Genomic DNA, 21,998 nt, shown 5'->3' on the forward strand with positions numbered 1-21,998 from the left:
GCGTCAGCGGTTTCGACGCGGGAGAGAGAAAGCGGAACACGATAGGCCGCCGTCCACGGCGATGGTCGATCCGGTGATGTAGCCGGCTTCGGCCGAGGCCAGGAAACGCGCGCACGAGGAGATCTCGTCCGGTCTCGCCGCCCGCCGCACCGGAATGGTGTTGCGTATCCATTCCTCGGTGAGGTCGAGGTCATCGACGAATTCGGTGTCCACGAGACCCGGCGCGATGACGTTCACCGTGATGCCCCGGTGGGCCACCTCCAGCGCCACCGACCGGGCGAATCCCTCCAGTCCGGCCTTGGACGCGGAGTAGCTCGCCATACCGGGCAGGGTACGGTCGCCGAGCAGCGATCCCAGGATGATGATGCGCCCGAACTGGGCACGCGCCATGGGCCCCAGCGCTCGCCGGGTGGTGTAGAAGGCCGCCGACAGATTGGTGTCCAGCACCTCTCGCCAGTCGGCTGTGTCCACCCCCAGGAGCACCCCGTCAATACGCCGTCCCGCGTTGCCGACCAGCACCGACACGGGGCCCAGCTCCTGCTCCACGGAGCCGAACAGCCGGTCGACCGCCTCCTCGTCCGACACGTCCGCCTGGAACGACGCGGCCGCACCGCCGCGCTCGACGATTTCCGCGACGACACGCTCCGCGCCTTCGGCGTCCTTGCGGTAATTGACGGCGACGCGATGACCGTCCCCGGCCAGCGCCTTCGCGATGGAGGCCCCGATTCCACGGGAGCCCCCGGTTATCAACGCACATCCCCGTTCGCCAGAATTCGGCGCGATCACAGGAGGCCGTCCGCTCGAATCGGAGGGCATGACTCCCTTTCCGTGATTCCGTTGCATGGTGCATGTACTTACGCTGATTTTATTTCAGTCACACCCGCAGAAGAAGGAGACTCCACTCAAAGCAATCCCCCGCCCCTCACGAGACCGAATCGTGACACACCAACTTTTGGACTACAACCCCTCGCCATGGAGAACTTCCCGCACCGACGGTTTCAAATGGTCGACCCCGTTCCAACAACCAAGACTTCACACGCGCACGGCGATTGGTTCGCCCTGGTTTGCTCCATGCGGTCATGGGCGGGACATGGCATCCGACTACGGGGTGAACGCGGTTTCACGACAGGAGGGAATGTGCATCTCCACGTCAACTGAGCGATTCGACACCGTTGCGTCTGGTTAATGGGCGATGTGTCCGGCCGGTTTTAGCGGGGCTTAAGTCTCTTTCCATTGATCTTCGACGATCCGACCGCCGGACTTCGTCCAGGTGAAAGGGGTGCGACGGCAGTCGCGGCCCTCGGCGACGGCGCGGATCGCGCCCCCGGCGCCAAGGGCGGACTCGCCCGGCACGTACATCCGCACCCCGGCCGGCGAGCGGCCGAAACGGCCCCTCCGAAGTGGTCCGGCCGGACGAGGGGCCAGGTTCCCCGCCGCCGTGGACACCAGCCGAGTCACGTGCGGCACCAAGGCCGCACCTCCGGCTCCAGAACTCTGGGGAACAGACACATTTCCGCCACATGCTGAACCGCATCGACACGCCGGCGTCACGCCGGCCGACGCGGCCCCGGCGCTGCCGGGGGGGGGCGAAACGGCTCGGGCGGTGCGCACCGGCCAAGGGCTGGCCCGCAGGGGACAGCCTCAGCGCGTTTCACCGCGCACCTTCGATTGAATAACGCCACCCGCAGCACGCACGCCCGGGACCCGGAACAACAGCGTTCCACTCAACGGCATTTGGGATTAAGCGTCCCTTTAGAGTCGCAGTGGGGGCCCCTTAACTACAGCGTGGTTGTGTTCAGTTGCGGCACTTCCCGACAGGCATGCAAGATGAAGGGATTATGGATGTCGAAAGTTCTGGTAATCGGCGGCGGGCCGGGGGGCTCACTGACGGCGATGCTGCTGGCCCGCGCCGGCATTGATGTCACATTGCTGGAGCGGGAGACGTTTCCCCGATATCACGTCGGCGAATCTCTCACCTCGTCCTGTCGCGTCATGATGGATATCGCCGGCGTCCTGGAGAAAGTGGATGCAGCCGGTTTCACCAGTCGGCGCGGTGCCCTGCTGAAATGGGGGGCCGAGGACTGGACCATCGACTGGGCCGAGCTCTTCGGTCCGGACGTGCGCGGCTGGCAGGTGGAGCGGGCCGAATTCGACGAGATCCTGCTGCGGCACGCGCAGGAGCAGGGGGTCGAGGTCGTCGAGGGTGCCCACGTGAAGAGGATCGTCTTCGACGCGGACCGCCCCGTCGCCGCGGAATGGGTGGACACGAAGGGCGGCAGCGCCCAGCGGGTGACCGAGTTCGACTTCCTCGTCGACGCCTCCGGCCGGTCGGGCGTGCTCGCTTCGCAGCACTTCCGCAATCGCCGGGCCCATGAGATCTTCCGGAACGTCGCGATCTGGGGATACTGGGACGGCGGCGAACTGCTGGAGGGCACCCCTCCGGGCGGCCTCAACGTGGTATCCACGCCGGATGGTTGGTTCTGGGTCATTCCCCTGCGGGACGGAAAGTTCAGCATCGGGTTCGTCACACACAAATCACGCTTCATCGAGCGGCGTAAGGAATTCGCCTCGGACGACGAGATGCTCCTTGCTCTCGTCAAGGAATCCGAAACGGTGAGCGGCCAACTGGCCGATGCCGAATTCTCCGGGCCGACCCGGGTCGAGCAGGACTACTCCTACGTGGCCGACAGCTTCTGTGGCCCCGGATACTTCCTGGTCGGGGACGCGGCGTGTTTCCTCGATCCGCTGCTCTCCACCGGCGTGCATCTGGCGATGTACAGCGCGGTGCTTGCCGCCGCGTCCGTGATCAGCACCGACAACGGGCAGATCACCGAGCGTGAAGCGCAAGGGTTCTACGAGTCCTTGTTCCGCAATTCCTACGCCCGCCTCATCGTGCTGGTATCCGGGGTCTACGAGCAGTACAAGGGCACCGACAGCTACTTCTGGCTCGCGCAGCGACTGGTGCGGGAGAAGGAGCGGTACGTCAGCCCCAACGGAGCCTTCGCCGAGATCTCCGCCGGGCTCACCGACCTCAGGGACGCCGCCGACTCGCGGGGAACGAGCGTGATGCCGGAGCTGCTCGAGGAGGCGGACCAGGCGCGGCAGCGTGCCGATGCGAACGCTCCCGCGGGGCAGCCCGCCAATCTCAGCGCGCTCCGCATCGAACCCGGCGATCTGCACGACGACGCCTCGGGGCTCTATCTGGTCACGCACCCCGACCTCGGCGTCAAACGGACCCGCCCGGCGAACGCGCCCTCCGGCGAGGGCGCGGAAGCCGTCCACCAGGGCCTCGACGCCTGACTCCGCCCGCGAGCCGTCCCGTACACAGTGAGGAGAACAGGCATGTCTGCGCTGCCACCCGAGGTGATGACATGGATCTACGAACAGAACCCGGATATCGAGGACATCGACCTCGATCTCGATCTGTTCGACACCCGGCTGATCAACTCCCTCTCGCTGATCGAGTTCGTCGTCGTCATCGAGAGGGCCAGCGGACGGGTCATCGACCGTCGGCAGCTCAAGACCGAGGACTTCCAGACCCTGCGCACGGTGCGGGAGAAGTTCTTCGACGGAGCCGCGGACCCTGCCCCGGCCGAGGCGAGGACCTCCGTGACGGAGGCCGGCTGAGCCGTGCCCACGACCGGAGTCAACGGAGTCCGGATCTCCTATCGCGTCCAGGGCGAAGGAGACCCGCTGCTGCTGATCGGGCCGGCCGCGTCACCGGCGACCATCTGGGACCGGCATCAGGTCCCCGAGCTCCTGCGGGCCGGATTCCAGGTCATCACCTTCGATCTCCGCGGGAGCGCCCCCTCGGACGTCCCGCCCGGCCCGTACGTACTCGATGACCTGGTCACCGACACGGCGGAGCTGATTCGATTCCTGGATGTCGCCCCCTGCCTGGTGGCGGGGGTCTCGATCGGCGCGATGATCGCCCAGGAGCTGGCCCGTGCGCATCCCGGGCTGGTCAGGGCACTCGCGCTCATGGCGACGCGTGGGCGCGGGGACGTCTACCGTGACGCGCTGGCACGGGGCTGCGCCGACGCCATGCGGGCCGGTGCCTCGGTGCCGACGGGGTATTCGTCGGTGGCCACCATGAGTCAGTTGTTCGCACCGGGGACCCTGGCCGACGACGAGTTCACCCGCGACTGGCTGACGACCCTGTCCCTCTTCCCGCAGCGGGGGGAGGGGTTAGCGGCCCAGTACGAGGCCACCGTCACCGGCGATCATTTGCCGGGGCTGGCCCGCGTCCGGTGTCCGTCGCTCGTCCTCGCATTCGCCCACGACTTCGTCATGCCGCCCCCCATGGGGCGCGCGGTGGCCGATGCCATCCCGGACTGCCGCTTCGAACTGCTGCAGGAGTGTGGGCATTTCGGATTTCTGGAGCGTCCCGGGGAGGTCAATCGCTGCCTGGTCGACTTCTTCCGCAGCGTCGTGTGACGCAGTCCCAGGAGGGATCCATGGAGCACGTGTATTCGATGGCGGCAGACAGCCGCCGGGCCTCCCGGGTGGAACTGCGTCAACCACACCCGGGCCTGCTGGAATTCGAACTGGCCGCCGTCGCGCCTGAGCCCCCGGGCCCTGGCGAGGTGACCGTTCAGGTGTTCGCGGCAGGACTCAACTTCCCGGACCTGCTGACGGCGATAGGGCTTTCCGCAGCGTACTTCGAGGATCCGCCGCGTCCGGGCCTGGAGTGCGCCGGTGTCGTGGTCGCGGCCGGGCCGGGCGTCACGGAGTTCGAGGCCGGTGCCCGTGTCGTGGGCGTGGTGGAGGGGGCGTTCGCCTCCACGGTCAACGTCCCGGCGACCTCGGTCATGCCGGTGCCCGACCAGATGGACTTCGCGCAGGCCGCCACCCTGCCCGTCGCTTTCCTCACCGCTTGGTACGGGCTGGTCCGCCAGGCCGGTGTCCGCCGCGGGGAGCGGCTCCTGATCCACTCCGCAGCCGGCGGAGTGGGATCGGCGGCGCTGGCGATCGCCCGGCTGCGGGGGGCCGAGGTCCTGGCGACCGCGGGAACGGACGAGAAGCGTAAGCACCTGCGCGAGCTGGGCGTCCGCCATGTCATGGATTCCCGCAGCCCGGACTTCGGTGACGAGACGATGGCGGCCACCGGCGGCGAAGGGGTCGACGTCGTCCTCAACTCCCTCACGGGAGAGATGCTGCGCCGCGGCCTGGAGTTGCTGCGGGTACGGGGCCGGTTCGTCGAGATCGGCAAGCGCGACATCATGGCCGACTCCGCACTCGGCCTGGCGCCCTTCCGTAACAGCCTCAGTCTGCACAGCGTCGATCTCCGGTTGCTGATCAGCCACTGCCCGGACCTCATCGGCGAGTTGCTGGGCGAGCTCGCACCGCTCTTCGCCGCGGGCGCGCTGGCGCCGCTGCCCTACACCCCGTTCCCGGTGACCAGAGCCGACAGCGCGTTCCGGAAGATGATGAGCGGACGGCACATCGGGAAGATCGTCCTGACGTTCGCCTGAGGGCTGCCCCGTCGCGCACCCGGCGCGGGGCCTGCCGTCCTCCCGGCCGGCCGGGACCGCTTCGGGCAGCCGCGGCTGCCCGGAGCGGTCCCGGTCCTACGGCCTGCGCAGCAGCATGTTCATGATGGTCATCGTCAGCACGGGCTCGCCGTGCTGATTGAGCACTTCCACGTCGGTGTGCACCAGCCCGCGGTCGGGCTTGGAACGCGAGACGCGGGCCGCGGTGACGGTGGCCCGGACCCGCAGGGTGTCGCCCGGCCGCACCGGCCGCTGCCAGCGCACTTCGTCCACCCCGGGCGACGCGAGCGACGCGACCTTGCTGAGGTAGTGGTCGGCGTAGAGGCGCATCATCACGGCCGTGGTGTGCCAGCCGCTCGCGATCAGCCCCTGGAAGGGGCCGTCCTGCGCCGCCGCGGGATCCGTGTGGATGCTCTGCGTGTCGAAGCGCCGGGCGAAGTCGAGGATCTCCTGCTCGGTGACGGTACTGCCGCCGAAGACATGCACGGTTCCCGGTACGTAGTCCTCGAAGTACCGGTCTTCGACGGGGGTGGTGAAGTTGTCGGTCGCGGCCGGGGTGGTCGTGGTCATGGGGGCCTTTCTCGCGGGTCACGGATGCGTCTGGCGGGGCTCCGGTTTCCGCGTACGGTAACGGACCGCGGCGTCCTCGAAGACACCGAGTGATCCAGGATTGGCCAAAGCCCCCTGGGCCACTACCAGTTCGGGATCGGCGCCGGCGAGTATGCGCTTGACCGGCACTTCCAGCTTCTTGCCCGACAGGGTGCGGGGGACGGCGGGGATCTGGACGATGTGGTCCGGGACATGGTGCTCGGACAGTGTGGCCCGCAGCGCATGGCTGATCCGCTCGCGCAGCCGCAGATCGAGCGTGCTCTCCCCGCGCAGTTCGACGAAGAGCATCAGCTTGTCCATGCCGGTCGCCGTCCCCTCCACGTGGACGACGAGGGAGTCGGCGACATCGTCGAGTTCCTCCACCACGGCGTAGAACTCCGACGTGCCCAGGCGTACCCCGCCGCGCTTCAGGGTCGCGTCCGAACGCCCGCTGATCACGCACGTGCCCCGGTCGGTGATGCTGATCCAGTCCCCGTGGTGCCACACCCCGGGGAACCGCGCGAAGTACGCGGCGTGACGCCGGGAACCGTCGGCGTCCCCCCACAGGGCGACGGGCATGCTGGGCATGGGCCGGGTCAGGACGAGTTCCCCGGTGCGGCCGGTGACCGGCCGCCCGGCGGGGTCGTACGCCTCGATCCGTGCCCCCAGGCAGCGACAGCTGATCTCGCCCTCGATGACGGGCAGCAGGGGAACTCCCCCGACGAAACCCGTGCACACGTCGGTGCCGCCCGACAGGGAGGTGAGCAGGGGGGAGGGGGCCCCGCTGCCGGCCGATGCCTCGTACACCCAGCGGAACCCTTCCGCGGGCAGGGGGGCACCGGTCGACCCGATGCCCCGCAGCCGGGAGAGGTCCAGGTCCCGCCACGGGCTGATCCCCGCCTTGCGGCAGGCCATCAAGTACGGTGCCGAGGTGCCGAAGTACGTCGTTTCGGACTCCGCGACGAGCCGCCACAGGGCACCGAAGTCGGGGAAGGTGGGGTTGCCGTCGAAAAGCACCACCGCGCTGCCTACCGCGAGTCCCGAGACGAGGTAGTTCCACATCATCCAGCCCGTGGTGCTGAACCAGAGGAAGCGGTCCCCCGGGCCCAGGTCGTGGTGGAGGGCCAGCATCTTCAGATGCTCCAGGAGGATGCCGCCGTGGCCGTGCACGATGGGCTTGGGCAGTCCTGTCGTCCCCGACGAGAACAGCACATACAGCGGATGCACGAAATCCACCTGCTCGAAGACGAGGTCGCCGGTTTCGGTGAGCAGTTCGTCCCAGGACAGCGCGGACTCGAGGTCCGGACCCGCGTACGGCACGGTGACGGTGTGGGTGAGGCTCGGCAGGGCGGCCCGTATCGCCGCGACATCGGACGCCCGGTCGACAAGGCGGTCACCGGAACGGTAACCCGTGACCGTCACCAGGACCTTCGGAGCGATCTGGCGCCAGCGGTCCTGGACCGAACGGGATCCGAACTCCGGGGAGCACGAGGAGAACACGGCCCCGAGGCTCGCGCAGGCGAGCAGGAGCACCAGAGCCTCGGGGATGTTGGGCAGATACGCCGCCACCCGGTCCCCCCGACCCACTCCGAGGTCGCGCAGTCCGCGCCGGGCCCGCGCGACCTGGTCGCGGAGCTGGTCGGCGGTGAGTGTCACGGGCTCCCGGGTCTGCGAGTGCCCGAACACCATGGGCGCCGAGCCCAGGACGCCCGGCATCTTCAGGACCCGCTCGGCGTAGTTCAGCCGAGCCTCGGGAAACCACTGGACGTCCGGCATGGAGGCCGCGTCGACGAACGCGGTGGCCGGGACGTCCGGGGTGACCTCGAAGTACTCCCACAGGGACGACCAGAAGCCCGCCAGGTCCGTCACGGACCAGCGCCACAGGGAGGCGTAGTCGTCGAAGTGGAGCCCGTGACGGTGTTCCAGCCATCGCAGGTACGCGCCGATGCGGGACCGGTCGAGTACGTCGGAGGGCGGGCGCCACAGAGGGGTGTCAGCGGTCATACGGGTTCACCTCGCGGAGAGTGAAGGGCGGGGAGGGTCTGAGCAGCACGAGGCAGCCCGCAAGGCCGGGCGCCGGCTCGAAGGGGATGTCGGTCCAGGCCGAGCCGCGGCCGTGGTGGTCTCCCCCTATGTCCCGCAGCCCGGCGCCGGTCGCCTTCACGAACGCTTCGCGTCGGGTCCAGGTGCGGTACCAGAGTGCGGTCCTGTCCACGGCCCCGGCCGTGGACCAGCGGTCGTACTCGGACGGGGAGAAGAAGCCCGCCGCTATGCCTTCGAAGTCGCGTTTCTCCGTGGTCTCTTCGATGTCGATGCCCACCCGGCCTTCACAGGTCAGGGCGAGGGCTGTCAGACGTCCCGAGTGCGAGAGGTTGAAATCGATCTCCGGGCAGCGGGGTTCGCACAGATACGGTCTGCCGGCCGCCGTGGACCCGAAGCGAACACGCGAGGCCGCCACCCGCAGTCGGCGCGCGAGAACCCGCCGGGCCAGGGAGCGTCCCATCACGTACTGCGCGCGTGCGGCACGAGTGGCGATGCGGGCGGCCTGCGCACCTTCGTCCGGGTGCAGTTCCGCCGCCCGGTCCTCCAGCTCCGGTTCGTACGATTTGGGAACGCTCGCCGTCCACACCTGTACCGCGCTGCCGAACGGGCGGTACTCGCCCAGCAGTTGTTCGGTGTGGCCGGTGTTCACGAGGCGTAGGCCGAGGTGAGGGGCCGGGTGTGGTCGTCCAGCCACGGCTCCCGGGCGAGGATCGCGCCATGCAGATTGCGCAGCCGACTACAGGGTTCCATCCCCAGTTCCTCCTGGAGTGTTCTGCGGATGCGCTGGTACGCGGCCAGGCACTCGGGTATTCGGCCACTGCGGTACAGAGCGATCATCAGGTTGGAGTGCACGTTCTCCCACATGGGGTGCTCCTGCACGAGTCCGTAGAGCTCTCCGATGAGCTGGGCGTGGCGACCCAGCCGGAGTTCCAGGTTGAGACGCTGCTCGTGCAGGGCGTTGCGCCGTTCGTCCAACTGCTGGGCATAGCCGTCCAGAGAGGGTGTGGTGCGCACGTCGGCGAGCGCCGGCCCTCGCCAGAGTGCCAGCGATTCGGACATCAGCCGGGCGGCTTCGAGGGGCCGTCCGGCGTGAACGGCCTGCTCCGCCCCGGCCGCACTGGATTCGAAGAGGGCGAGGTCGAGCGCTTGCCCACAGAGCCGCATCGTGTAGCCGGACGGTGTGGTGGTGATGAGAGCGGGGCTTGCGCCCGCCCGGATGAAACCGGCGCGCAGCTGGGAGATGTAGACCTGAAGCGCGGCGGCCGCGGTGCGCGGAGGCGTCTCGTCCCACAGGGCACCGATGAGCCGTGCGGGGGATATCACGTGCTCCGCATGCATGCAGAGCATGCCCAGCAGCGACCTGACCTTGAGCGCCTGGGGGGTGACCTTCTCCCCGGTGTCCGTTTCCACTTCCACCGGACCCAGAATGCTGAATTTCATACACCCTCTTAATTTCCCAAATTCCATTTCCATCGGATTGAAACATTGCCGCATCAAACGAGAAACATCATGGGCGGAGGCTCATTTGACGTCAAGCCCCCGAAGTTCATCCAAAACCGCCGTACTCGATCCCCACCGATAGCGCGTCGTGTATGATGAAATCCACGAGTGCCTTAAATTTAGCGATTTCGGCGCATTTAATCAGAAAATTCACCGAGATATCGAAGAAACTCGATGGCCGGCACATGCATGATTTTCACATCCTCCGGAATGCGGGCACCCGTACTCGCCGGTAAGCCAAATCCTCGCAAAGTTCATCAGCGGGTGTTACGGGGGTGGCGCGGTGCGCATCGCGACTCGTTTAAGTCAGCCTTAGGCGAGGCTTTGGCGAGCGCCCCGAGGCGGTGACACTCTCCGTCACATGTGCGACTTCCACACCATTCCCGCCTGCAAGTCCTATTTCTTTAGAGGTGCTTAGGCTGCCCTTCAGTGCAGGATGCCAGGCTCGTGAGCTGTCTCTGACGAGCGAGCCAAGGGGTCTTATGCAGCATCTTGCATTCTATTCACCGAGCGATCCCAATCTCCAACTCACTCTCAAGGTCCTGCTCGCCATACTTGCCATTCTCGCAGCATCCGCGCTCTGCGGGAAACTTGCCCTCATGGTCAAGCAGCCGCGTGTTCTCGGCGAAATGGTGGCCGGTGTCCTGCTCGGCCCCACTCTTCTCGGAGCCCTGTTTCCAGGGACACAGAAGGCGCTTTTCCCTGCCGATGTGAAGCCCATTCTCTACGTACTGAGCACCATCGGGCTCGCCCTGTACATGTTCCTGGTGGGCGCTGGAATCGAACACGGCAAGACGGACAGCAGCGCGAAGGGGGCTTCGCGGCCGGGCGGCGGCCATTCGGCCACGCAAGGCCGGCACGCGGTCCTTCTTTCCCTGTCCGGCATCGTGCCGGCGCTCCTCCTGGGCGCCGGAGTAGCACTGCTGTGGTATTCGCGACTCTCCAGGCACGACGTCTCGCGTGTGGAATTCGCGCTGTTCGTCGGTGGCGCGCTCTCACTCACGGCGTTTCCCATGCTGGCCCGGATCCTGTACGAACGAGGCCTGGAGAACTCCCCGCTGGGCAGGCTGACCTTGGTCGCCGCCTCCGTGGACGACGTGACCGCCTGGTGCATGCTCGCGGTGTTGTCGGCGGTGCACTCCGGATCGGGCCCCATGAGCGCACTGCAGAGCATCGCGCTCGCCGCGCTCTTCGCCGGCGTCATGCTTTTCGGGGTCGCGCGACTTCTTCGTCCCCTCGGCGAACGGGTGGCACGGACGAGGACCTTCACCACCGGACAGGTGTACATCGTCGCGTTCGTCGTTCTCGCGGCGGCGTGGTTCACGGACCGTATAGGTATCTACTCGGTGTTCGGCGGATTCATCGCCGGACTCGCCATGCCACGGAACGCAGCCTTCCGAGAGGCGCTGCACGCCAGGATGATGGACTTCGTCAGTGTCTTCCTGCTGCCGATCTTCTTCGCGTTCTCCGGTCTCAACACCGAACTCAACAGCATAGCCGGGGGCGCCACACTGCTTGCCTTCATCACACTGCTGGCTGCCGGATTCATCGGAAAGTACGTCGGCTGCGGGCTCGCGATGAGGACCGTGGGATTCTCCTGGCGGGAGTCCTGGGCCGTCGGCGGCCTCATGAACGCCAGAGGTCTGATGATCCTGATCTTCATCAACATCGGTCTCAGCCAGCACATCATTTCCCAGGAGATATTCTCGATCCTGGTCCTCGTCGCCGTGGTCACCACAGCCGGAGCCGTGCCGCTCTACCGGTGGGCCCTGCCGGAGCGCATAGAGGAACAGCTCATCCCCCGCGCTGCCGGCGGCGCGGCGATATCCCGCGGGGAAGAGGCCGAATCACGCGCTATGGCGAGCGAGGCCTCATGACGACGGACCTCACGACAACAGCCTAACGCCGGCGGCGGGACTCCACGGGCGGCGGGCTGACCGGCTGTCTCCCGGGGTGTGGGTGAGTTGCCGGGACTCGCCGGTCACACTCCGCGCCGCACCCGACGTGCCGCAGAGTGCGCCGCGCACGTCGCGCTATTCCGCACCCGAGAACTTTCAGGTAACTCCACCTATCCAAAGGTGAGTTGATCCCCACAGGCTTCGCCTGCCCCGATCCATCCGAATCAAGAACGCGATGCGGCCCCCTTCACAGGCTTCCGATGCCCTTGGGGCCACGATTCCACGACCCGGGAGACGCCATGCCGGACCACACCACTGCGACGGGACCGCACACCACGGACGGCACGGGAGGAGAACCGGATGTCCGGCGCTGCGCTCTCGTGACGGGCGCGGCCCGCGGAATCGGCCGGAGCATTGCCCTCAGGCTCGCCACGGAGGGTTACGACATCATCGGTTGTTACCGGTCCGAGAGCAAGGCGTCGCAGGAGACCCGGGAGGAGGTCGAATCCTTGGGCGTGCGCGCGCTGTTCACCGAATGCGACGTCCGTGATCGTGACGCCGTGGAAGAGATGGTGGACCGTACCGAGCGCGAGATGGGTCCGGTCACGGCGCTGGTCAACAATGCGGGTATCACCAGGAACGGCGCCATGCCCCTGCTGACCGGCGAGGCATGGGACGACGTCATCGACACCAATCTCAGCGGCATGTGGAACGTGTGCCAGTCGGTCCTGTACCGCTTCCTTCGACGCAAGTCCGGCGCCTGCGTCAACATCTCGTCCATCGTTGCCCTGAGCGGCTTTGTGACCATGAGCAACTACGCCGCCAGCAAGGCGGGCATCATCGGCATGAGCAAGTCGCTCGCACGGGAAGTCGCGGGCCACGGCATCCGGGTCAACGTGGTCGCTCCCGGAATCACGGACACCCAGATGATGGAGGACATCCCCGTACCCATGCGGGAGAAGATGCTCGAGCGCATCCCGCTCAAGCGATTCGGCCGTCCCGAGGACACGGCCGAGCTGGTGGCCTACCTTCTTTCGGACCGTGCGGCGTACATCACCGGCCAGGTCATCCGCGTGGACGGCGGCGCGGCGCTGTGAGCCCGCACATCACGAGGCGCTGACAGGGCCGGGTCCCGCGGCGCCGACGACGTCCGGGGCGGCTGTCCGACGACGGGCGCACGGCCCGGTCGTCCCGCAACCGACCGGGCCCCCGGCCTGCTCCGTTCACACCGCCGGTACCCCGCCCCGAACGACGGACTGTCCGAGGCCCGTCGCCGCCACCTGCACGCGGCGTACGCGGAGGTGGTCCTGCGCAGCAGGCCGGACGCCGGAGACACATTCGCCTCGCACCTGACACGCGCCGACGATCCGCGCGCCACGCACTGTCTGCGACAGGCAGTCGCGCACGCGCTCCACCGCTGATACTGCCGTGCCCGATCAGATCGCTCCTTCACCTGTTCGGGTTACAGCGTGCGCGCCCGGCCGGACGAGAAGGCGTAATGAACAGGACGCCAGGTCGGAGTGCGGCGTCCCAGGGCCGGGTGGTGGGGTGTGTGCGGGCCCCTTGTCGTGAGGGAGTTGCGCGAGGATGTGGAACACGATGGGCACGCTGTCGCCGGTCGCGGCCCCGGTCGTCTCCCCGGACCCGATGCCGATCTCACCGTGTGCGGCGGTCGTCGGCCCTCGCCTCCCCGCGGGGCGGGGCGTGATGGCCACCGGCGCCGCGCCCCGGTCCGTTCGTCTCCCGCCGCCCTGCGGTCCTGCCGCGCGCGCTCCTGAGGGAGGGTCCGCATGAGCGCCGGACCGGCCCGGCGTCACCTGCCGGTCGCCGGCTGGCTGGGGAACTACCGCAGAGCCGGGCTGCGGGGCGACCTGCTGGGAGCACTCACCGCATGGGCTCTCATCGTCCCCGAGAGTGTCGCCTACGCGCAGATCGCCGGCGTGCCTCCGCAGAACGCTTTCTACGCGGCCCCGGTGGCGCTGCTGGTGTACGCGCTGTTCGGCCGCTCCAACTTCCTCATCATCGGGGCGACATCCGCGGCGGCTGTGCTGTCTGCCGCGGCGGTGTCGGACATCAGCGGCGACCCCAACGACGCCGTCAGCCTGTCGGCCGCTCTCGCGGTCGTCGTCGGAGTGGTGCTGCTGGTCGCCGGTATCGCCCGCCTCGGGTTCATCACCAACTTCCTCGCGGAACCCGCCCTGGTCGGCTTCCTGTTCGGGATGGCCCTGACCATCGTCGTGCGCCAGGGCGCCAAACTCGTCGGCGTCTCCGGCGGGGACGGCGACTTCTTCGAGCGGCTGTGGACCCTCGTGGGCAAGGCGCCCGACTGGTCACTCACCACACTCTCCGTCGCAGCGGCCGCCCTGGCCCTGCTCATCCTGCTCGAACGCGTCGTACCCCGCCTGCCGGCCGCGCTGATCGTGCTCGTCCTGGGACTCGGCGTGTCGGCCGCGCTGGACCTGGAGAGCCACGGCGTGGACACCGTGGGCAAGATCCCCTCCGCCGTCCCTGTTCCCCGGCTGCCGGGTATCCCGGCCGAGGACTGGATCGCCCTGGCCGCGGGTGCGCTGGGCGTCGCCCTGGTGGTCTTCGCCGAAGCGTTCAGCATCGCCAACCGCTTCGCCCGGGAGCACGGCCAGGAGGTCGACGCCGACCGGGAGATGGCGGCGGTCGGCCTCAGCAACATCGCCGCCGGCCTGGTCCGCGGCTTCGTCGTCTCCGGCAGTGCGTCCCGAAGCGCCGCCGCGACCGGCGCGGGTGGCCGCACCCCGATGGTGTCCCTGATCGCCGCCGCCCTCATCCTGCTGACCGGGGCCTTCCTCACGCCGCTCTTCACCGACCTGCCCGAGCCGGTCCTGGGCGCCATCGTGATCATGGCCGTGCGCAGCTTCATGAGGGTGGGCGAACTGCGCCGCTACGCGGCGAACGACCGGCCCGGTCTGTGGGTGGCGCTCACCGCGCTCATCGGGGTCCTGCTCTTCGACCTGCTGCCCGGGCTGCTCCTCGCCGTGGCGCTCTCCCTCGTTCTGTTCATCGCCGCGGCCAGCCGCCGCAACGTCGCCGTCCTCGGGTGCCTGCCCGGAACCCGGCTGTATGCCGACACGGCACAGCACCCCGACGCCGCCACGACGCCCGGCGTGCTGGCCCTGCGGCCCGACGGCTCCCTGTTCTTCGGCAACGTCAGCCGCGTCCGCCTCGCCGTCGTCGACCGGGTAGCGCGCACCACACCCGCACCGCGAGCCGTCGTCCTGGACCTGACCGGCAGCTACCGCCTCGGCATCCAGGTCCTCGACACACTCGACGAACTGAGGGAGGAGCTGGCGGGGAAGGACATCGGCCTGTACCTGGCCCACGTACGGGCACGCGCCGACCAGGACCTGAACCGGCACGCCCTGGCGGACCGCCTCGGACCGTACGGCCGGAACCGCACCGTGGACGACGCCGTCTCGGCGGCGTCCGGCGACCCGGTGTGACGCACCCTGCGGATGCCGGCCGGTCAGCTGACGGCCCTGGTCATCGACTGCGTCCGCCGGTCGGGGCCGTGCGCGGTGGATTCCGCGCCCTGCCCCGATCCGCCGGCATGTGGGACGGCCGTCCCCTGCGCTTTCACACCGGCGGTGGCCCTGCGTCGATGTCCTCCGGCGGGCCGTCCACGCCGACGCGGAAACGGAACAGCAGCCGGGTCCTCCGCTCGACGAGGTCGAAGCCGAGCCTCAAGAGGTAGACCGTGTCGGGGGCGCCCTCGTGGTCGGTGGTGTACACCGTTTCGACGTGCGGGACACAGCCTTCCGGCAGGGCGAGGCGGGCCCGTGCGGCCGTTCCGGTCCACACCGCCCCGTCCGCGTGCAGTTCGGGCCGCAGCCGGCTGACGAACACCTCCTCCAGCGGCATCGGGCGTGCCGTCTCCACCTCGTCGACGAGGAGCAGTTCGCCCGTGTCACGGTGCCAGGAGAAGGCGCGGCGCAGCGCTGTCAGTCCGTTCACCTCGTAGGCGTCCGCGAGATCGAGGGTCAGGTCCGCGCCGTGCGTGTGGCGGTGGGCCTTCAGGACCCGGGCCGCGCGGGTGCCGCCCGCCGACTGCTCGCGGTTGTCGACGCGGGGAACGGAGTGGGCGCGCGAGGAGGCGTGCAGGAACGCGTAGCGGGTGGCCTCGTCGAAGTACCCCTTGCGGTACTCGCCGGCGCCCAGGTCGGCGAGCAGCACCTCACCCCCGGCCGTCAGCACGAACTGTCCGAGGTCGTTGTGGTTGTGCGGCTCGGCGTTGTGGCCGCCCTTGGCCGCGAAGGCCACGCCCTGTCCCCGGTCGGCCAGCCAGGCGAGCTCGGGGAGGTAGCAGCCGGTGGGCGCTTGCGGTTCCCCTTCCGGCGCGGCCGTGGGAGGCGCGGCGCCCCAGCGCAGGATGCGCGAGAGGTCGGCCCAGTCCCGTGGGAGGTCCGCCCCGCCGTCCGCGGCCTCCACGGCCTCGGCGGGCACCCGGACCCCGAGCCTTCGGTGGAGCTGCCGGGCGAGACCGGCGGGCACGCGGGGCCGTTCCTCACCGTCCGAGAAGGCGGGGAACAGTCCGCCGCCCAGATGTACCGCGCCCGGGAAGCCCGCGATGGCCGGCACCTTGGGGTGCGCGAGCAGATCCTCGCCGGTGGACTCCCGCAGTCCCTCGGCGAAGTACACGAAGTGGGCGAACCCGAACGCCCAGTAGCCCACTCCTTCCGCGCAGCCTCCGTCGTCGCCGAAGCCACTGAGGTACGTGAGCTGAGCGCGTCGGCACCGGTCGAGGACGCGGGTCAGGCGGGGTCCGGGATCCCACAGGGCCAGTGCCGCGAGCCCCGCGCATCCGCCGCACACCGCTGCCCAGTTGTGTGCCCAGCCCTCCCACAGCAGCGGGCGTTCGTCGTCGGCGAGCAGGGACAGCACCCGGTGGTCCACCTGATCGCGTACGCGGGCGGCGACCCGGGGATCGAGCCGGTCGCCGCAGACCTGGACCGTCTCGGCGAGCAGCTGTGCGGTGAGCGCGGCGAACAGGTCCAGGCACTGGTCCATCCCCCGGCCCAGGCGGGTCGCATGCATCTCGTGGGCGGGCAGCGCCCAGGTGTACTCGTCGCAGACGGACCACAGCGCGTCGGCCAGAGCGTAGAGTCGGACCGTCGGGTCGACCAGGACCTCGGCGGCGAGGGCCGTCACCGCCGCTCGGCGCCGGAAGTACAGCTCCTCGTAGGCCAGCCGGTCACCGTCGTCGTCGAAGCGGCGGTACACGGAGAACGGCAGGTCCGGCAGGCGCGTGCTCCGCGCGGAGTCCGCCGCCAGGCGGATTCGGGCATGGAGTCCTTCCAGCCCTTCAGCGTCCAGCGATGGCTGACGGTTCCACGCCCCGCCCGAAGCTGTCGGTGACACCACGCCTCCCCTCTCGTACGGCAGGCGCGTGCGGCGCGACCGGATCGCTGAGGACCGCCATGACCCGGCAGTTGCGCCACCACACGAACAGTACGCACCCGGGCAGCACCGCGAGCCCCAGCAGCGGCGCCTGGTTGACGAGCAGCAGGGCCACGGCCCCCAGCGAGAGGTTCATGAGGGTCAGCAGGCCGTGCCGGATCACCGCGTACGGCGCGAGCAGGAAGAGCCGCCGTCCGGTACTCCCGCCCCCGGCCACCTGCGCGAGCGCGACCGGCCAGGCGGCGACGGCCACCAGCGCGACCACCGCGGCCAGGGGCACGACCGCCGCACCCGTCGCGGATGTCCGCAGGGTCACGGCATCCGCGACGGCAGCGATCGCGAGCAGCCCGAAGGGGGCGGAGACCAGTAGCGCTCGCCGGAACAGCCGCCGGTACGCCTGGGCGAAGAGCCGCACCGGGGCCTGCTCGTCACCGGTCGTCGCACCGAGATACGCGAACGCGGCGGCGAGTGACGGCCCGGGCAGTGCCAGCAGCAACAGCCCGAAGAACACGGGGTGCCGCCACGGCTGGTGGGTTGCCTGCAGCGCGGCCAGCAGGGGCAGGTTCGTCACGGCGATCCCGAGGTTGACGACCAGCACACGGTGGACGTGCGCCCAGATCAACTCCCATGAGCCGTAGGCGACGTTGAGCCGCGGACGCCGGCTCGTCTCCGTTGTCTCCATCCCTCAGCCCTTCACACCGGTGGTCGCGATGCCCCGCACGAAGTAGCGCTGGCCGAGCAGGAACACCGCAAGGACGGGCACCACGGAGAGCACCGAACCGGTCATGATCATCGCCGACTCCGCGTCGTACTGCCCGATGAAGGCGCGCAGCCCCAGCTGCACCGTCCACAGCCGGTTGTCGGTGAGGTAGATGAACGGGCCCATGTAGTCGTTCCAGGTGTTCACGAAGGTCAGCAGCGCGAGGCTCGCGAGGGCCGGCTTGGACAGCGGAAGCACGATCCGCGCCCAGATGCCGTACTCGGTGAGCCCGTCGAGGCGGGCGGCCTCACTGATCTCGTCCGGGATCGTCAGATAGAACTGCCGCATCAGGAAGACACCGAACGCGCCGAACGCCTGCAGCAGGATGAGCGACGTGTACGAGTTCACCAGGCCGAGCTTCTGCATGATCACGTACTGCGGCACCATGTACGCCTGCCACGGCACCGCGATCGTGGCGATGTAGCCGGTGAACAGCAGATCCCGGCCCGGGAAGCGCATCTTGGCGAAGCCGTACGCCGCGAAGCTGCCGGTGAGCACCTGCAGGAACGTGATCACGATGCTCAGGAAGAACGAGTTGCCGAGGTAGGCGGCGAAGGGCACCCGCGTCCAGATGCTGGTGAAGTTGTCCCACTCGAACTCTTCGGGGATCCACTGGATCGGCACCGTGAAGACATCACGGTCGTCCTTGACCGACGAGATCAGCATCCAGATGAACGGCAGCAGAACCGCCAGGGCCACGACGGCGAGCAGCACGTACAGGGCGATCTGCCCCGTGACCACCACCGCGCCGCCGCGGGTGCGGGGCTCCGCGGGCGGTCCTGCGGGGGACGGTGCCGTGGGCGCGCCGCTGTCCTTGCGCAGCACGGTGGTACTCATCGTTCGCTCCTTCGCTGCATCCGGAACTGGATCACCGTGATCACCAGGCAGATCACGAAGAGCGCGAGGGACACCGCCGAGGCGTAGCCGAAGCGGCCCTGCGTGATGCCCTCGCGGAAGATCAGCTGGGACAGGACGAGAGTGGACCGGCCCGGCCCGCCCTCCGTCATGACCTGCACCAGGTCGAAGACCTTGAAGCTGGAGACCGTGATCATGACGGTGACGAAGAAGGTCGTGGGGCGGAGCCCCGGCAGGGTGACGTGCCAGAACCGCTGCCAGGGACCCGCGCCGTCCATGCGGGCCGCCTCGTACAGCTCGGCCGGGACGGTCTGCAGCCCGGCCAGGAACAGCACCATGTAGTAGCCCATGTCCCGCCACACGCTCGTGATGATCAGCGCGGGCATCGCCCAGTCCTGTGAACTGGTCCAGCCCGGCGGGTGGTCGATGCCCAGGAACGTCAGGAACTGGTTGACCGGCCCCGACTCGGGGCTCAGCAGCATGTTCCACACCACGGCGACGGCGACGAGCGAGGTGATGTACGGGAAGAAGAAGGCGGTCCGCAGGACGTGCACCCCGCGCAGTTTCTGGTTGAGCAGCACGGCGAGGCCGAGCGAGACCAGGAGGGTGAGGGGGATGTGCCCTGCCGCGTAGTACAGGGTGTTCTGCAGGGCGGCCCAGAAGTTGGAGTCGTTCCACAGCCGTTCGAAGTTGTCCAGGCCCGCCCACTTCGGAGTGGAGTAGGAGTCCCAGTCGGTGAAGGAGATCGCGAGGGCGCCGATCACCGGGACGAGAGTAAGTGCGGCGAACCCGAGGAAGTTCGGCAGGATGAACGACCAGCCGACCAGGAGGTTGCGGCGCCGTCGGCGCTTCGCGGCGGCCTGGTGGGCCGCGGAAGCGCCGTCGGACGTGTGCGGGGTGACGGGGGGTGCGACAGCACTCACTGGACTTCGTCCTTCACGCGCTCGTCCATCTCCTTGATGCCCTCGTCGACGGACTTCTCGCCGCTCATGACCATCTCGTGCTCCTCCTTGAGGATCTGGTCGATGTCGGAGGTCTTGTCGCTGACCGGCATCTCCAGCCGCACCGTGCTCGGCTGCATCGCCGTGCGGGACAGGGCGTCGTCCGGCATCCCGTCGACGGAGAAGAAGGTGTCGAGGATCTCCTTGCTGGTGTACGCGGGCGTGACGCCGATCTTCGCGACGGCGGCGGCACCCTCAGGCCCCGAGGCCCAGGTCACGAACTTCTTGGCGGCGTCGGCGTTGCGGGCCTTCTTGTTGACGGCGAACGCGGTCGGCGAACCGAACGTGACGGTCTTGCCGTCGTTCCTGACCTGCGGCATCGGCGCCATGCCCCAGTTGATGTCGTTCTTGCCCTGCGCCTTCTCGGCGAGCAGCGCGGCCGCCCACCACGAACCCATCGGGACCATGGCGGCCTTGCCGGTGGTCAGCTGCGAGTCGTAGGTGATCTGGTTGCTGGAGGCGGTGGAGAACGGCAGGGCCGCCTTCGCCTTCTGCAGGCCGAGGGCCATCTCGTACTGGTCCTTGAAGAACGCGTAGTCGCCGCCGAGCTGGTCGCCGCCGGTCTGCGCGGCGGAGACCGCCTGGATGACGGAGCGCCAGGTGTGCAGGTAGGTGCCGTAGACCTTGTCGGAGCCGGAGCCCTTGGTGAACTTCTTCGCCAGCTGCGCGTAGTCGTCCCACGTCAGCTTGGACAGGTCCTCCTTGCCGGCCATGTCCTTGTTGTAGAAGAGGACCCAGAAGTCCGAGCGGTAGGGCAGCGCGTAGTACTTGCCCTTGAGGTCGTAGTCGTCCAGACCGGAGTACGACGCCTTGTCCAGTGCGGCCGCCTCGTCGGTCAGGGGGAGGAGCTGGTCGCGGGTGGCGTAGCGGGCGTAGTCGGTGACGTTCTTCATGGTCAGGACGTCGGTGGTGTCACCGCCCGCGAGCATGGTGGTGACCTTCTCCGGGTAGTTGTCGGCGAGGATGTCGACCGGCTGGACGTCTATGCCGGGGTTCTCGGCCTCGAATCCGTCGATCAGGGCCTTGAACTCGGGCGTGGTCTTGTAGTTCCACAACGCGATCTTCACGACGGTCTTGCCCTCGGACGAGGAGGTGCTGTCCGTGCCGCTGGCATCGCAGGCGGTGGCGGTCAGGGTCGCGGCGACGACCAGTGGCGCGATCCGGGCGAGGTTCTTCGTCAACTTCATTGCGGCTCTCCTTTGAGCGGTTGAGGACGGTGGAGCAAGCGGGTCGGGGGTCAGGCGCTCAGGCCCAGGGCCCAGCTCTCCGCGGTGATCTCGGCCCGCAGCGGCCTGCCGGCGACCCAGCGGTCGAGTTCGTCGAGGACGTGGTCGGTCAGCCGGCCGATCTCGGTGCCCAGGGACCCGGCGATGTGAGGCGTGATCATCACGCGGGCGAGGCGGCGCAACGGCGAGTCGGCGGGCAGGGGTTCGGGGTCGGTGACGTCGAGGATCGCGAAGAGCCGGCGGGCGGCGCACTCGGCGGCCAGTGCGCCGGGGTCGACGAGCGTGCCGCGCGCGGTGTTGATGACCGTCGCGAAGTCGGGGAGCAGGCGCAGCTGTCGGGCGCCGATGAGGTGGTGGGTCTCGGGCAGCTCCGGGGCGTGCACGGAGACCACGTGGACCTGCGGCAGCATCTCCTCCAGCGGTACGAGTCGCGCACCGGCCCGCGCGACCTCCTCCGGGTCCGCGTAGGGGTCGGCCACCAGGCAGGTGGTGCCGCGCAGCACCTGCAGGAGTTCGACGACCTGACGGCCGATCCGTGAGAAGCCGACGATGCCGACGGTCCGCCGGAAGTTGGACAGGTCGCCGTAGCCGGTGACCGAGCCCCAGCCGCCGTACGCGCTCTGCTCGTCGGCGGCGAGGAACGGGACCTTCTTCCCGGCGAAGATGATCGCGGCGAGGGTGTATTCCGCCACCGGCACGGCGTTGGCGTCGGCGGCGCTGGTCACGCGGATCCCGCGCCGCCACAGCTCCTGGCCGACCAGGTCGCGCACGCTGCCCGCGCCGTGCAGCACGGCCCGCAGGCGGGGTGCCGCGGCGAGCCGCTCCGGTGTGAGCGCGGGCGCGCCCCACGACGTGATCAGCACGTCGGCGCGGGCCAGCCGTTCGCGCGACCGCGGGCTGTCGAGGTCGTCCGTCCAGCAGGGCTCGTCCAGGGTCACGAGGTCGGCGAGGCGGCGCAGCCGGCCCTGATCGAAGTGTGCCTCGAAGCTGGGCCTGCTCATCACGACCAGAGCGCGGGCCTTGGTCTGCATGCGGTGCGGGCTCCTCTGCCTTCGGGCGCCCGCTCAAACAGCAGGTGCCATCCATGTTTCCGGCGAGTTCCAGCCAGAAGACGCTGAGTCAGAGATAGTGGTCACCCACACAGACCCACCAGAGCTCGACCATGAACGAAACGATCCGAACACACTCGAACATCGCCCGGGCTCGGC

Annotated in this window: 18 protein-coding genes; 7 read left to right on the forward strand and 11 right to left on the reverse strand. The window is 68.6% G+C overall.

Annotated elements, in window-relative coordinates; all coding sequences use genetic code 11:
- Positions 1 to 3: 3 nt before the first annotated feature.
- The gene (fabG, locus tag ACGFZA_RS29040; RefSeq protein WP_385276668.1) at positions 4 to 750 is read right to left on the reverse strand and encodes a 3-oxoacyl-ACP reductase FabG; all 747 of its coding nucleotides are present in this window, start codon (positions 748 to 750) and stop codon (positions 4 to 6) included.
- 1,035 nt (positions 751 to 1,785) lie between these two features.
- Here fabG (ACGFZA_RS29040) and ACGFZA_RS29045 point away from each other — a divergent pair.
- From ACGFZA_RS29045 to ACGFZA_RS29060, 4 genes are read left to right on the forward strand one after another with little or no spacing between them, the layout of a single operon-like run.
- The gene (locus ACGFZA_RS29045) at positions 1,786 to 3,300 is read left to right on the forward strand and encodes an NAD(P)/FAD-dependent oxidoreductase (protein WP_393682964.1); all 1,515 of its coding nucleotides are present in this window, start codon (positions 1,786 to 1,788) and stop codon (positions 3,298 to 3,300) included.
- A 42-nt stretch (positions 3,301 to 3,342) separates the two neighbouring features.
- Entirely contained in the window at positions 3,343 to 3,627 is a 285-nt protein-coding gene (locus ACGFZA_RS29050; RefSeq protein WP_385276662.1) for an acyl carrier protein, read from the forward strand.
- A 3-nt stretch (positions 3,628 to 3,630) separates the two neighbouring features.
- The gene (locus ACGFZA_RS29055; protein WP_393682967.1) at positions 3,631 to 4,437 is read left to right on the forward strand and encodes an alpha/beta fold hydrolase; all 807 of its coding nucleotides are present in this window, start codon (positions 3,631 to 3,633) and stop codon (positions 4,435 to 4,437) included.
- A gap of 20 nt (positions 4,438 to 4,457) precedes the next feature.
- Entirely contained in the window at positions 4,458 to 5,474 is a 1,017-nt protein-coding gene (locus ACGFZA_RS29060) for a zinc-binding dehydrogenase (RefSeq protein ID WP_393682969.1), read from the forward strand.
- Positions 5,475 to 5,570: 96 nt separating this feature from the next.
- On the opposite strand, the gene ACGFZA_RS29065 is transcribed toward ACGFZA_RS29060, so the two are convergent.
- From ACGFZA_RS29065 to ACGFZA_RS29080, 4 genes are read right to left on the reverse strand one after another with little or no spacing between them, the layout of a single operon-like run.
- Positions 5,571 to 6,062, reverse strand: coding sequence for a MaoC family dehydratase (locus tag ACGFZA_RS29065; RefSeq protein ID WP_393682971.1), 492 nt, complete (start codon positions 6,060 to 6,062; stop codon positions 5,571 to 5,573).
- A gap of 18 nt (positions 6,063 to 6,080) precedes the next feature.
- Positions 6,081 to 8,084 carry an acetoacetate--CoA ligase gene (locus tag ACGFZA_RS29070; RefSeq protein ID WP_385276650.1) on the reverse strand — a complete coding sequence of 668 codons (2,004 nt, stop codon included), beginning with the start codon at positions 8,082 to 8,084 and terminating at the stop codon, positions 6,081 to 6,083.
- Positions 8,074 to 8,772, reverse strand: coding sequence for a 4'-phosphopantetheinyl transferase family protein (locus tag ACGFZA_RS29075; RefSeq protein ID WP_393682973.1), 699 nt, complete (start codon positions 8,770 to 8,772; stop codon positions 8,074 to 8,076). Before ACGFZA_RS29075 ends, ACGFZA_RS29070 begins: the two co-directional genes overlap by 11 nt.
- Positions 8,769 to 9,563, reverse strand: a complete 795-nt coding sequence (locus ACGFZA_RS29080) for a BTAD domain-containing putative transcriptional regulator (RefSeq protein WP_393682975.1) — start codon at positions 9,561 to 9,563, stop codon at positions 8,769 to 8,771. Before ACGFZA_RS29080 ends, ACGFZA_RS29075 begins: the two co-directional genes overlap by 4 nt.
- A 470-nt stretch (positions 9,564 to 10,033) precedes the next feature.
- On the opposite strand from ACGFZA_RS29080, the gene ACGFZA_RS29085 reads away from it, so the two are divergent.
- The 3 genes from ACGFZA_RS29085 (at position 10,034) to ACGFZA_RS29095 (ending at position 14,994) form a co-directional block, all read left to right on the forward strand.
- A complete protein-coding gene (locus ACGFZA_RS29085; protein ID WP_393682977.1) occupies positions 10,034 to 11,500 on the forward strand; it encodes a cation:proton antiporter in 1,467 nt (488 codons plus the stop codon).
- 320 nt (positions 11,501 to 11,820) lie between these two features.
- Positions 11,821 to 12,618, forward strand: a complete 798-nt coding sequence (gene fabG, locus ACGFZA_RS29090) for a 3-oxoacyl-ACP reductase FabG (protein ID WP_385276639.1) — start codon at positions 11,821 to 11,823, stop codon at positions 12,616 to 12,618.
- A 693-nt stretch (positions 12,619 to 13,311) separates the two neighbouring features.
- Positions 13,312 to 14,994, forward strand: a complete 1,683-nt coding sequence (locus tag ACGFZA_RS29095) for a SulP family inorganic anion transporter (RefSeq protein WP_393682979.1) — start codon at positions 13,312 to 13,314, stop codon at positions 14,992 to 14,994.
- Positions 14,995 to 15,127: 133 nt separating this feature from the next.
- Here the strand turns inward: ACGFZA_RS29095 and ACGFZA_RS29100 are convergent, their stop codons facing one another.
- From ACGFZA_RS29100 to ACGFZA_RS29125, 6 genes are read right to left on the reverse strand one after another with little or no spacing between them, the layout of a single operon-like run.
- Positions 15,128 to 16,909 (reverse strand): heparinase II/III family protein, encoded by a 1,782-nt coding sequence (locus ACGFZA_RS29100; RefSeq protein WP_393682981.1) that lies wholly within the window; start codon positions 16,907 to 16,909, stop codon positions 15,128 to 15,130.
- Positions 16,854 to 17,630, reverse strand: a complete 777-nt coding sequence (locus ACGFZA_RS29105) for a hypothetical protein (RefSeq protein WP_385276630.1) — start codon at positions 17,628 to 17,630, stop codon at positions 16,854 to 16,856. Before ACGFZA_RS29105 ends, ACGFZA_RS29100 begins: the two co-directional genes overlap by 56 nt.
- 3 nt (positions 17,631 to 17,633) lie before the next feature.
- Positions 17,634 to 18,545: a carbohydrate ABC transporter permease gene (locus ACGFZA_RS29110; protein ID WP_385276627.1), complete on the reverse strand. Its 912-nt coding sequence runs from the start codon at positions 18,543 to 18,545 to the stop codon at positions 17,634 to 17,636.
- Entirely contained in the window at positions 18,542 to 19,486 is a 945-nt protein-coding gene (locus ACGFZA_RS29115; RefSeq protein WP_385276624.1) for a carbohydrate ABC transporter permease, read from the reverse strand. The genes ACGFZA_RS29110 and ACGFZA_RS29115 overlap by 4 nt, the downstream gene beginning before the upstream one ends.
- A complete protein-coding gene (locus tag ACGFZA_RS29120; protein ID WP_385276621.1) occupies positions 19,483 to 20,751 on the reverse strand; it encodes an ABC transporter substrate-binding protein in 1,269 nt (422 codons plus the stop codon). Before ACGFZA_RS29120 ends, ACGFZA_RS29115 begins: the two co-directional genes overlap by 4 nt.
- 50 nt (positions 20,752 to 20,801) lie before the next feature.
- Entirely contained in the window at positions 20,802 to 21,821 is a 1,020-nt protein-coding gene (locus tag ACGFZA_RS29125; RefSeq protein ID WP_385276618.1) for a hydroxyacid dehydrogenase, read from the reverse strand.
- Positions 21,822 to 21,998: the final 177 nt, after the last annotated feature.

Origin of the sequence: Streptomyces sp. NPDC048211, assembly GCF_043202315.1 — a bacterium.
GTDB lineage: Bacteria > Actinomycetota > Actinomycetes > Streptomycetales > Streptomycetaceae > Streptomyces.